The organism is Enterobacter sp. CPE_E890 (assembly GCF_046521475.1).
In the GTDB taxonomy this organism is placed as follows: Bacteria; Pseudomonadota; Gammaproteobacteria; order Enterobacterales; family Enterobacteriaceae; genus Enterobacter; species Enterobacter adelaidei.
In genome coordinates, this window is record NZ_JBKFZW010000001.1 from 1852174 (window position 1) to 1864968 (window position 12795).

Below are 12795 nucleotides of genomic sequence, written 5' to 3' on the forward strand. Positions count from 1 at the left end.
CATCAGCATAAAACGTTTTACTTGTGGACCCTAAGAAATGGAGAACATAATGTCGACTGTAGATACCTCTACAGCAGAGGAACTCAATCAAGGAGGCTCAGATTTTATTCTGACTTCCCTCGAGGCTATGCGTAAGAAGTTATTGGACCTTACGTCTCGAAATCGACTTTTGAATTTCCCTATCACTCAAAAAGGGTCTTCACTACGTATTGTTGATGAATTACCAGAACAGCTTTATGAAACCCTTTGCTCGGAAATCCCGATGGAATTTGCTCCTGTGCCCGATCCAACTAGAGCGCAGCTGTTAGAGCATGGCTATCTCAAAGTTGGGCCAGATGGTAAAGATATACAGTTAAGAGCTCATCCTAGCGCTAAGGATTGGGCGCACGTCTTAGGAATCCGTACAGATTTTGATTTACCAGATAGCCATAAAACGGTTGTTTCTGATTCAGATAGAGAGTTGCTGGAAAAAGCCCATCAGTTTATCTTGCAATATGCCCAAGGCCAGAATGGAAAATTAACAGGGATTCGTTCTGAATACGTTAATCAAGGTATAGCTTTGTCAGCGTTGAAGGAGGCGTGCTGCTTAGCAGGCTATGAAGGGCTTGAGGATTTTGAACGACAGGCAAAGGCTGGGAATGAGATTAGTATATCTTCTTCCAATCCCTCTCATGACGATAATCGGATACAGGCTCTGCTTTATCCAAATGAACTGGAAGCTTGTTTGCGCGCCATCTATGGTAAGGCTCAAACTGCTTTGGAGGAGAGTGGCGCCAACATCTTGTATTTGGCGTTAGGGTTCCTTGAGTGGTATGAAAGCGATTCCTCTGAAAAGGCACGTTATGCACCGTTATTTACAATTCCGGTGAGATGTGAACGAGGAAAATTAGATCCGAAGGATGGTCTTTACAAGTTTCAACTTTATTACACGGGTGAAGATATTTTGCCCAATCTCTCTTTGAAGGAAAAACTTCAGGCTGACTTTGGCCTCGCTCTTCCTTTGTTCAATGAAGAGGAAACTCCAGAGTCTTATTTTGCTTCGGTGAAGAAGGTTGTAGAGCAGCACAAACCTAAATGGTCTGTGAAACGTTATGGTGCACTTAGCTTGCTCAATTTTGGCAAGATGATGATGTATCTTGACCTCGATCCTGCCCGCTGGCCTTGTGACAAGCGCAATATATTGTCTCATGAAGTAATTCGTCGCTTTTTCACCAGTCAGAGCTGTGGTCAAGAGAATTCCGGCTTACCTGGTGGCTTCGGTCAGCATGAGTACTGCATCGATAGTTACCCTGATATTCATGACAAGGTTCCACTAATCGATGATGCGGATAGCTCGCAGCACAGTGCGTTGATCGATGCTATCCGTGGTCAAAACTTAGTCATTGAGGGCCCTCCTGGTAGTGGCAAATCACAAACGATCACCAACTTGATTGCAGCAGCTCTGCTCAACGGTAAGAAAGTCCTGTTTGTGGCAGAGAAGATGGCTGCACTGGAGGTCGTCAAACGTCGCTTGGATCGTGCGGGGCTAGGTCAATTTTGCTTAGAGTTGCACAGTCATAAAACTCATAAGCGCAAGGTGCTGGATGATATTAATGCTCGCTTGGTGAGTCAGGCGACCATGCCTACTATGGAAGAGATTGATGCTCAGATTTTGCGTTATGAAGATCTTAAGCAGCAGCTCAATGAATATGCCGCATTGATCAATAACCAATGGGCGCAAACAGGCAAAACGATCCATCAGATTTTGAGTGGTGCAACCCGTTATCGTCACAAATTAGATATTGATGCAACAGCACTTCATATCGAAAACCTTTCCGGGAAGCAGTTGGATAAAGTGACCCAATTACGGCTGCGTGACCAAATAGTAGAGTTTAGCCGCATCTACAAAGAGGTTCGTGAGCAGGTGGGGGCTAATGCAGAAATATATGAGCACCCTTGGAGCGGTGTGAATAACACACAAATTCAATTGTTTGACAGCGCTCGTATAGTCGATTTGCTACAAACTTGGCAGACATCAATTATCGACTTTCAACATAGCTATCAAGAATATGTAGATAAGTGGGCGTTAGAAGGCGAAAGCCTTAATACGCTTCAATATATTGAGCAATTGGTAGAAGATCAGTCGAATCTTCCAGTGTTGTGTGGTTCAGAGCATTTCCCAGCACTTAGTGAGCTAGATTCACCCGATGCCATTGCACGGGTGCGTCACTATTTAGATAGGTTCGAGTTGCTACAAGGTCATTATGTGGCCTTGAGCCAGGTTATCGAGCCTCAAAAGCTACGACTTTTAGAACAAGGACAATCGTGTGACTTTCCTCGTGAAGAGCTGGAAAAATATGGTGCAGCAGAGGATTTCACTTTACGTGATTTGGTCAGGTGGCTTGAATCCATCCAATCAATTCATGATGAGTTATCATCTATTTATGCGCAATTAAACGATTTCAAAAATGCTTTGCCAGATGGTATTGCTTCGTATATCGATGATTCGCAAGCTGGATTGCTATTCTGCTCTGAGTTGTTGTCGATTCTGGGTGCTTTACCGACTGAGCTTATTAGAGTTCGAGATCCTCTTTTCGATGATGATGATATCGATGCAGTATTGCGCGACTTAATGTGTCAAATCGAAACATTGCGTCCTTTAAGAGATGGTCTATCTACTTTGTATCAATTGGACCAGTTGCCTTCCCAAGAGATGCTCGCGCATGCCGTTGCTGTTATCCAGCAAGGGGGATTATTTGCATGGTTTAAGAGTGATTGGCGTAGTGCCAAGGCACTGCTCATGGCGCAATCTCGTAAGCCTGACACTAAGTTTGCTGAGTTAAAACGCTGCTCAGCTGATTTGCTCAAGTATTCGGAGCTGTTACAACGGTTTGAACAAAGTGACTTTGGTAATCAACTTGGTAATGCATTCCGAGGGTTGGACACCGACTGTGAACAACTCATGTTATTGCGTGATTGGTACAAGAAGGTCCGAGCTTGTTACGGGATAGGTTTTGGAAAGCGAGTTGCGATAGGCTCTGGATTATTTAACCTAGATGGTGAGATTATCAAAGGTGTGCATTTAATCGAGAAATCGCAGATTAGCTCAAGATTAATGACTTTGGTTAAACGGGTCGAGCACGAGGCTAAGTTATTACCGCGTATTTCTAGCTTGTTGGAAGAACATGCATCTTGGTTAGGTGAGCAAGGTGTATTGATGCAATCTTACCGACAGGTGCGGAATACTCTCATTGCCTTGCAGGGATGGTTTATCAATCCAGATATATCATTAGAGCAGATGACTCATTCCTCTGAGATTTTGCAAAACATAAACGATCTTCAGATATCCCTTGAAAATGACTCGTTACAGTTAGGGGCGTTTTTACAATTAACCCCATTGGCTTGCGGTGCGTATAAAAATAATCAACTGACGTTAGACACTATTAACGACACGCTGAATTTTGCCGAGCAACTGGTTGATAAGATAAATTGCGTATCCTTGGCTACCCAGATCAGACATTTGGCTAGTGGTAGTGATTACGATTTACTATGTCGTGATGGTGGGGAAATAGTTTCGAAATGGAATGAACAGATTAAAAATGCTGAGTTATATGCGCTAGAAACAAAGTTAGAGCGGAGTCAGTGGCTCAAGTCGACTGATGGTTCTCTTAATACATTAATCGAGCGCAACGAAAGAGCAATACAGCAACCCCGTTGGTTGAACGGGTGGGTTAACTTTATTCGTTGTTACGAGCAGATGCATGAAAATGGATTGCAGCGAATCTGGAGTGCTGTACTTGCGGGCTCGCTCCCGATTGAAAAAGTTGAATTGGGTTTAGCATTAGCAATTCATGACCAGCTGGCGCGGGAGGTTATTCACATCCACCCTGAATTGATGAGAGTTTCCGGCTCACAGCGCAATGCTTTGCAGAAGTCATTTAAAGATTACGACAAAAAACTGATTGAATTACAACGTCAGCGGATTGCAGCAAAAATTGCTTGCCGAAATATACCAGAAGGGAATTCTGGTGGTAAGAAAAGTGAATATACAGAACTAGCTTTGATCAAAAATGAGTTGGGTAAAAAAACCAGACATATTCCAATTAGGCAATTGGTTAACCGTGCATGTAATGCGCTGGTTGCAATTAAACCTTGTTTCATGATGGGGCCAATGTCAGCAGCTCATTACCTAGAACCTGGACGAATGGAATTTGATCTGGTGGTGATGGACGAAGCGTCTCAGGTGAAGCCAGAGGATGCATTGGGTGTCATCGCGAGGGGCAAGCAACTAGTGGTCGTTGGTGACCCGAAACAGCTACCACCAACCAGTTTCTTTGATCGAAGTGCCGACGGAGAAGATGACGATGATGCCGCGGCTTTAAGTGATACTGACAGCATTTTGGATGCTGCTTTGCCACTGTTTCCTATGAGACGTTTGCGTTGGCACTATCGTTCACGACATGAAAAGTTGATTGCATACTCTAACCGCCATTTTTATAACAGTGATTTGGTGATATTCCCTTCCCCAAATGCTGAGTCTCCAGAGTATGGGATTAAATTTACCTATGTGTCAAAAGGTCGGTTCTCCAATCAACACAATATTGAAGAAGCCCAAGCAGTTGCTGAGGCCGTACTTCATCATGCGCAACACCGGCCGGGTGAGTCACTCGGGGTAGTGGCCATGAGTTCCAAGCAACGCGATCAAATTGAGCGCGCTATCGATGAATTGCGCCGAAATCGCCCTGAATTTAACGATGCAATCGATGGCTTATATGCCATGGAAGAGCCACTTTTTGTGAAAAACCTTGAGAACGTTCAAGGGGATGAGCGTGATGTAATCTTTATTTCCTTTACCTATGGACCTTCTGAGCATGGTGGAAAGGTTTATCAACGCTTTGGACCTATCAATTCCGATGTTGGCTGGCGTCGCTTGAATGTGCTTTTCACTCGATCAAAAAAACGGATGCATGTGTTTAGTTCAATGCGTTCTGAAGATGTATTGACGAGTGAAACCAGTAAACTTGGTGTTATTTCGTTGAAAGGTTTTTTACAGTTTGCCGAAAGTGGCAAACTAGATTCCCTCACAACGCATACCGGCAGGGCTCCAGATAGTGACTTTGAGGTTGCTGTAATGGAAGCACTCAATCACGCTGGGTTTGAGTGTGAACCTCAGGTAGGGGTTGCAGGATTCTTTATTGATCTAGCTGTGAAAGATCCAGGTTGTCCTGGCCGTTACTTAATGGGCATAGAGTGTGATGGTGCGGCTTATCACTCAGCTAAATCTGCTCGTGATCGTGACCGTTTGCGTCAAGAGGTTCTGGAGCGTTTGGGTTGGAGAATTAGCCGCATTTGGTCCACTGATTGGTTCAGTAATCCTGATGAGGTTCTATCTCCGATTATCCGTAAACTCCATGAGCTTAAAACATTGGCTCCAGACGTTGTTGTACCTTCCTATGAATATGTAGAAACGATTGAGTCAAGCGCTGAAGTGGCGTCTGACTCAATTGATTCTCTTATGCCCAATTTGGGGCTTAAGGAGCAACTTAAGTATTTTGCCACACATGTCATTGAGGTTGAGCTTCCTAATGTTGATGCTGATCGTCGTTTGTTGCGGCCCGCAATGCTTGAGGCTTTGCTGGAACATCAGCCTTTATCACGTTCCGAGTTTGTTGAACGAATACCTCATTATCTGCGGCAAGCAACAGATGTATACGAAGCGCAACGCTTTCTTGACCGAGTCTTGGCATTAATTGATGGCGCAGAGGCTGAAGCGAATGATGCAGCGTTTGAGTCTGAATTGGCATAATTAGTTAAAGGTAATAAGAACAGTGACAACTGTCGGACAACGTGAACGCGCAACTCAACAGCGCGTAGTCAGGTTTTTTATTGAGGAATTGGGCTATCGTTATCTAGGCGATTGGCACACGCGTCCTAACAACCGTAATGTTGAGCCTGATTTGCTCAGTCATTGGTTGATTGACCGTGGTGTTGTGAATCGCCACGGGTTTAACAGACACCTCAGAGTCATTTAAGATGGCTTAAAGAGAGGTGCCCATGAGCGGTAAGCGTTATCCCGAAGAGTTTAAAACTGAAGCGGTCAAACAGGTTGTTGATCGCGGTTATTCTGTTGCCAGCGTTGCAACACGTTTCGATATCACCACCCACAGCCTTTATGCCTGGATAAAGAAGTACGGTCCGGATTCTTCCACTAATAAAGAACAGTCAGATGCTCAGGCCGAGATCCGCCGTCTCCAGAAAGAGCTGAAACGGGTTACCGACGAACGGGACATATTAAAAAAAGCCGCTGTAGATTCAATTGGTCAACGCAACAGTTATGTGAAAACATGGGGTTGCGGAGGTTTTTTGAATGAGACGAACATTTACAGCAGAGGAAAAAGCCTCTGTTTTTGAACTATGGAAGAACGGAACAGGCTTCAGTGAAATAGCGAATATCCTGGGTTCAAAACCCGGAACGATCTTCACTATGTTAAGGGATACTGGCGGCATAAAACCCCATGAGCGTAAGCGGGCTGTAGCTCACCTGACACTGTCTGAGCGCGAGGAGATACGAGCTGGTTTGTCAGCCAAAATGAGCATTCGTGCGATAGCTACTGCGCTGAATCGCAGTCCTTCGACGATCTCACGTGAAGTTCAGCGTAATCGGGGCAGACGCTATTACAAAGCTGTTGATGCTAATAACCGAGCCAACAGAATGGCGAAAAGGCCAAAACCGTGCTTACTGGATCAAAATTTACCATTGCGAAAGCTTGTTCTGGAAAAGCTGGAGATGAAATGGTCTCCAGAGCAAATATCAGGATGGTTAAGGCGAACAAAACCACGTCAAAAAACGCTGCGAATATCACCTGAGACAATTTATAAAACGCTGTACTTTCGTAGCCGTGAAGCGCTACACCACCTGAATATACAGCATCTGCGACGGTCGCATAGCCTTCGCCATGGCAGGCGTCATACCCGCAAAGGCGAAAGAGGTACGATTAACATAGTGAACGGAACACCAATTCACGAACGTTCCCGAAATATCGATAACAGACGCTCTCTGGGGCATTGGGAGGGCGATTTAGTCTCAGGTACAAAAAACTCTCATATAGCCACACTTGTAGACCGAAAATCACGTTATACGATCATCCTTAGACTCAGGGGCAAAGATTCTGTCTCAGTAAATCAGGCTCTTACCGACAAATTCCTGAGTTTACCGTCAGAACTCAGAAAATCACTGACATGGGACAGAGGAATGGAACTGGCCAGACATCTAGAATTTACTGTCAGCACCGGCGTTAAAGTTTACTTCTGCGATCCTCAGAGTCCTTGGCAGCGGGGAACAAATGAGAACACAAATGGGCTAATTCGGCAGTACTTTCCTAAAAAGACATGTCTTGCCCAATATACTCAACATGAACTAGATCTGGTTGCTGCTCAGCTAAACAACAGACCGAGAAAGACACTGAAGTTCAAAACACCGAAAGAGATAATTGAAAGGGGTGTTGCATTGACAGATTGAATCTACAGCGGCGTACTTCGCAAAGCTGTCCGACTGAGGTACGCCTTTATCCGTGACAACTCCTGTTGCTGGCCTGTTCGCCTGCTCTGTCGGGTGCTGGATGTTCATCCCAGTGGTTTTTACGCCTGGCTTCAGCAGCCGCATTCACAACGCCATCAGGCAGACCTGAGACTGACAGGACAGATTAAACAGTTCTGGCTGGAATCGGGATGCGTCTATGGTTATCGCAAAATCCATCTGGATCTGCGTGACAGCGGGCAACAGTGCGGAGTAAACAGAGTCTGGAGACTGATGAAACATGTCGGAATAAAGGCTCAGGTCGGATACCGAAGCCCGCGGGCACGTAAAGGCGAGGCCAGTATCGTGTCACCCAACAGGCTCCAGCGACAGTTCAATCCGGATGCTCCTGATGAGCGTTGGGTAACGGACATAACCTACAGTGTGCCCGGAGTTCAGGGCGGGCATGGATGCTTAAATGAACCGCGAGTCTGTCTGGAATATTGAACCGGTAACTCACGATGAGAAACCCAACAATCCCACCGGGTGTGACGGTGGAGAACCTGAGCGGCAGTGACCTGCGGCATGCCCGCAGGGTGATGTAACCCGCTGACAACGGGGATTGAGGCGAGATCACTAAGCCGAGATGATCCTCAAGGTTAAGTACTGAAAGGCTGAAGAACATGAACCCGTTAATCCGCCTCTGTGGGTTGAAAACGTCACCACGGCCTACGTGATCTGACAGGCCGTGCAGGAGGAACTGGCAGTGATACGTAAGCACTGCCGGTCGAAGGTGTTTTGACATGTATGCGAAACACCGGGGCAGCAGCGTCTATCACGCTTGCGTTGCTGACTTCTGCCAACTTGCGGCAAGCAAGGATAAAGAGTGCGACGGGCAGCCTCCTCAGTATGCCTGAGTCCAGGCAGGTAAACCGGGGAAGGTCAGCGACGGATGTTAAGGGGGCATGGCTCCGATGACGCGCTGGCTGGCGGAGCTTCCGTAGTAGTCCGCGATGGGGAAAGCCCATTACATGGCGAAGGGAAGCAGTTTGAATGTGTTTGCGACGTGAATTAACTGACCTAACGAGGTGAAGACCTTTGATAATCAGCGAAATGCAACGCAAGCTTGCCACATGGGCAGCCACCGATCCGTCCCTACGGATTCAACGGCTGCTGCGTCTGATAACACAACCAGAATGGCTGGCTGAAGCGGCGCGGATCACGCTTTCATCAAAGGGGGCGCATACCCCCGGCGTTGATGGCGTGAACAAAACAATGCTACAGGCCAGACTGGCTGTTGAGCTGCAAATCCTCAGGGATGAATTACTCTCAGGCCACTACCAGCCCTTGCCCGCCAGACGGGTTTACATCCCTAAAAGCAACGGCAAACTGCGACCACTGGGTATCCCCGCGTTGCGGGATCGTATTGTTCAGCGGGCCATGCTGATGGCGATGGAGCCGATATGGGAGAGTGATTTTCATACGCTCTCATATGGCTTCCGGCCTGAGCGCAGTGTCCACCACGCGATCCGCACGGTGAAATTACAGCTCACAGACTGCGGTGAAACCCGGGGACGCTGGGTGATTGAAGGCGACCTGTCCAGTTACTTCGACACCGTACATCATCGACTGCTGATGAAGGCTGTACGCCGCAGGATCAGTGACGCACGTTTCATGACTCTGCTGTGGAAAACCATCAAGGCGGGACATATCGATGTCGGTCTCTTTCGGGCGGCCAGTGAAGGTGTGCCACAGGGCGGTGTTATATCGCCGCTATTATCGAACATCATGCTGAATGAGTTCGATCAATACCTGCATGAGCGCTACCTGAGCGGGAAAGCCAGAAAAGATCGGTGGTACTGGAATAACAGTATCCAACGGGGCCGAAGTACGGCGGTCAGAGAAAACTGGCAGTGGAAACCCGCGGTGGCGTACTGCCGCTATGCCGATGATTTTGTCCTCATCGTCAAAGGCACCAAAGCACAGGCGGAAGCCATCAGGGAGGAGTGTCGGGGTGTGCTCGAAGGCAGTCTGAAACTCAGGCTGAACATGGATAAGACTAAAATCACCCATGTTAATGACGGCTTTATCTTTCTGGGGCACAGGATCATTCGCAAACGCAGTCGTTATGGCGAGATGCGAGTGGTCTCAACGATCCCGCAGGAGAAAGCCAGAAACTTCGCCGCATCGCTGACAGCACTGTTATCAGGCAACTACAGTGAAAGCAAAGTCGATATGGCTGAACAACTCAACCGAAAACTGAAAGGCTGGGCCATGTTCTATCAGTTCGTTGATTTTAAGGCCAAAGTCTTCAGTTATATCGACCGTGTCGTGTTCTGGAAGCTGGCTCACTGGCTGGCCCGCAAATACCGTACAGGTATCGCTTCCCTGATGAGGTGGTGGTGTAAATCACCGAAACCGGGTCAGAGCAAAACGTGGGTTTTATTTGGTAAAACCAATCACGGCAAGCTCAGCGGCGAAATACTGTACCGGTTGGTGGGGCAAGGCAAGAAGCTGTTCCGCTGGCGGCTACCCGAAGGTAATCCCTATCTGAGGACGGAGACCAGAAACACGTATACATCGCGCTTTACAGAAGTGGCAATGGCGTTCGCCAGCATTTAAATGGAGAGCCGGATGCGCTGAAAGGTGCACGTCCGGTTCGGGGAGGAGAGGCAGGGAAATAGTCCGACTACGCCCTGCCTCTTACTCTACTCAGGACCCACGAAGGCTGGCTGTATCTTGCCGATGTTGTTGATCTGTTCTCACGCAAAATTATCGGCTGGTCCATGCAATCCCGGATGACAAAGGACATTGTCCTGAACGCACTGCTGATGGCTGTATGGCGTCGTAATCCCGAAAAACAGGTGCTGGTTCATTCGGATCAGGGCAGTCAGTACACAAGCCATGAGTGGCAGTCGTTCCTGAAATCACACGGCCTGGAGGGTAGCATGAGCCGTCGCGGTAACTGCCATGATAATGCGGTTGCAGAAAGTTTTTTCCAGTTGTTGAAACGTGAACGGATAAAGAAAAAGATCTACGGAACGCGGGAAGAAGCCCGCAGTGATATTTTTGATTACATCGAAATGTTTTATAACAGTAAGCGTCGGCATGGTTCTAGCGAACAGATGTCACCGACAGAATATGAAAACCAGTATTATCAACGGCTCGGAAGTGTCTAGATTATCCGTGGCGATTCACTTTGGATATGTCTTTCGTTCTACCATACACTGCTATCAGAGAAACAACTGCGCAGACTTACCCGGCAAAGTGATTTAAGTCCACCTTAGCCGACACTTTACCTGCGACTCATTCCAATGGATCTATAGCCATCGTCATAGTTCTTGGTGTGGTCTTTCGCCAGATACTCCATGCGCTTCAGTAATTTGGTAACTTCTTGCATATGATTAGGGGATTTTCTGTTTAAATAAAAACAACCGTTTTCAGTCATATTGGCTAAAGCTGCATATTGATCCGAATCGAGACCTAATGCACTGCACCATGCCTGCTGGATTAATGCGTATAAACTGTCATCGGCGTTATAGTTCCCGGCACCATGGTAGAAGTCTTTATTCAGCATCAGTAATACATGGTAATGTTTACGGCGGTTAAGTTCACCGACTTCACGTACCCATACATATCGTAACCTATTTGACCGATTACGTTTCCATCGTCGGTTCTTACGTTGGCAATCGACCAGTAACTTAGCTTTCAGTGATTCAATAAAACGCGTAACCTCTTTATTCGAATCTCCATACTGATAGTTGCGGGGAAAACGTAAATCAACACGTAGTGCTAAGGAAGGTGCGAACAAGTTCCTGATATGAGATCATCATATTCATCCGGAGCGCATCCCAGAGGGACATCATGAGCCATCAACTCACCTTCGCCGATAGTGAATTCAGCACTAAGCGCCGTCAGACCCGAAAAGAGATTTTCCTCTCCCGCATGGAGCAGATTCTGCCATGGCAGAATATGACCGCTGTCATCGAGCCGTTTTATCCCAAGGCGGGCAATGGCCGACGGCCCTATCCGCTGGAGACCATGCTGCGTATTCACTGCATGCAGCATTGGTACAACCTGAGCGACGGTGCCATGGAAGATGCCCTGTACGAAATCGCCTCCATGCGCCTGTTTGCCCGATTATCCCTGGATAGCGCCCTGCCGGATCGCACCACCATCATGAATTTCCGCCACCTGCTCGAGCAGCATCAACTGGCCCGTCAATTGTTCAAGACCATCAATCGCTGGCTGGCCGAAGCAGGCGTCATGATGACCCAAGGCACTTTGGTGGATGCCACCATCATTGAGGCACCCAACTCTACCAAGAACAAAGAGCAGCAACGCGATCCGGAGATGCATCAGACCAAGAAAGGCAATCAGTGGCACTTTGGCATGAAGGCCCACATTGGTGTCGATGCCAAGAGTGGCCTGACCCACAGCCTGGTCACCACCGCGGCCAACGAGCATGACCTCAATCAGCTGGGTAATCTGCTTCATGGAGAGGAGCAATTTGTCTCAGCCGATGCCGGCTACCAGGGAGCGCCACAGCGCGAGGAGCTGGCCGAGGTGGATGTGGACTGGCTGATCGCCGAGCGTCCCGGCAAGGTAAAAACCTTGAAGCAGCATCCGCGCAAGAACAAAACGGCCATCAACATCGAATACATGAAAGCCAGCATCCGTGCCAGGGTGGAGCACCCGTTTCGCATCATCAAGCGGCAGTTCGGCTTCGTGAAAGCCAGATACAAGGGGCTGCTGAAAAACGATAACCAACTGGCGATGTTATTCACCCTGGCCAACCTGTTTCGGGTGGACCAAATGATACGTCAGTGGGAGAGATCTCAGTAAAAACCGGAAATAACGCCAGAAATGGTGGAAAAAATAGCCTAAATAGGCTGATTCGATGTGTTTGCGGGAAAAAAATCGGCCCAGATCCGCGAAATTTTAATCAGCGAGTCAGCTTGGGAAGAAATGACCTGCTTATTCGCACCTTCCCTAACGTACGCGGAAACTCGTCTACTGCATTACGAATAACATCGTAAAATGCCTGCTGGTAATCAGCATTCAATGAATTATGTGGCATATATAAACCTGAATAAGTAATTTACTCAATAATTAGCATTGAGGTAAGTGCGAATAAGTAACCATACGATTAATTATCGTGGTAATGTTACATGCAGATATGTACAGGAAAATTATCGATTTGGTAATAATTAACCGTATGGTGTTACATGCTGAATATAATCAACTGTACGGGTATAATGTATTAGCATATTAATAATAATTAATCTGAATAGAGAGTG

Annotated in this window: 6 protein-coding genes and 3 pseudogenes; 8 read left to right on the plus strand and 1 reads right to left on the minus strand. The window is 47.3% G+C overall.

The genetic code is table 11. The features are described from left to right. The first annotated feature begins 49 nt into the window (after window positions 1-49). From hhe to ACLHV9_RS09105, 6 genes and pseudogenes are all read left to right on the plus strand, one after another. Window positions 50-5785 carry a DUF4011 domain-containing anti-phage protein Hhe gene (hhe, locus tag ACLHV9_RS09080; protein WP_048266475.1) on the plus strand — a complete coding sequence of 1912 codons (5736 nt, stop codon included), beginning with the start codon at window positions 50-52 and terminating at the stop codon, window positions 5783-5785. 248 nt (window positions 5786-6033) lie between these two features. After that, window positions 6034-6282, plus strand: a pseudogene (locus ACLHV9_RS09085) (transposase); the annotation flags it as partial. A gap of 64 nt (window positions 6283-6346) precedes the next feature. Next, on the plus strand, window positions 6347-7498 hold the full coding sequence (locus ACLHV9_RS09090; protein WP_001254932.1) for an IS30-like element IS30 family transposase: 1152 nt from the start codon (window positions 6347-6349) through the stop codon (window positions 7496-7498). A 9-nt stretch (window positions 7499-7507) separates the two neighbouring features. Beyond that, window positions 7508-7936, plus strand: a pseudogene (locus ACLHV9_RS09095) (IS3 family transposase); the annotation flags it as partial. Window positions 7937-8608: 672 nt separating this feature from the next. Next, window positions 8609-10117: a group II intron reverse transcriptase/maturase gene (gene ltrA, locus ACLHV9_RS09100; RefSeq protein WP_001189111.1), complete on the plus strand. Its 1509-nt coding sequence runs from the start codon at window positions 8609-8611 to the stop codon at window positions 10115-10117. Window positions 10118-10197: 80 nt separating this feature from the next. Further along, window positions 10198-10674: pseudogene (locus ACLHV9_RS09105) on the plus strand (IS3 family transposase); the annotation flags it as partial. A gap of 116 nt (window positions 10675-10790) precedes the next feature. Here ACLHV9_RS09105 and ACLHV9_RS09110 read toward each other — a convergent pair. Beyond that, window positions 10791-11306: an inovirus Gp2 family protein gene (locus ACLHV9_RS09110; protein WP_407220381.1), complete on the minus strand. Its 516-nt coding sequence runs from the start codon at window positions 11304-11306 to the stop codon at window positions 10791-10793. Window positions 11307-11359: 53 nt separating this feature from the next. Between ACLHV9_RS09110 and ACLHV9_RS09115 the strand changes: the two genes are divergently transcribed. Both ACLHV9_RS09115 and ACLHV9_RS09120 read left to right on the plus strand, forming a co-directional pair. Beyond that, window positions 11360-12340: an IS5-like element ISKpn26 family transposase gene (locus ACLHV9_RS09115; protein WP_407220155.1), complete on the plus strand. Its 981-nt coding sequence runs from the start codon at window positions 11360-11362 to the stop codon at window positions 12338-12340. Beyond that, a complete protein-coding gene (locus tag ACLHV9_RS09120; protein ID WP_407220382.1) occupies window positions 12322-12534 on the plus strand; it encodes a hypothetical protein in 213 nt (70 codons plus the stop codon). Before ACLHV9_RS09115 ends, ACLHV9_RS09120 begins: the two co-directional genes overlap by 19 nt. The last annotated feature ends 261 nt before the right edge of the window (window positions 12535-12795 follow it).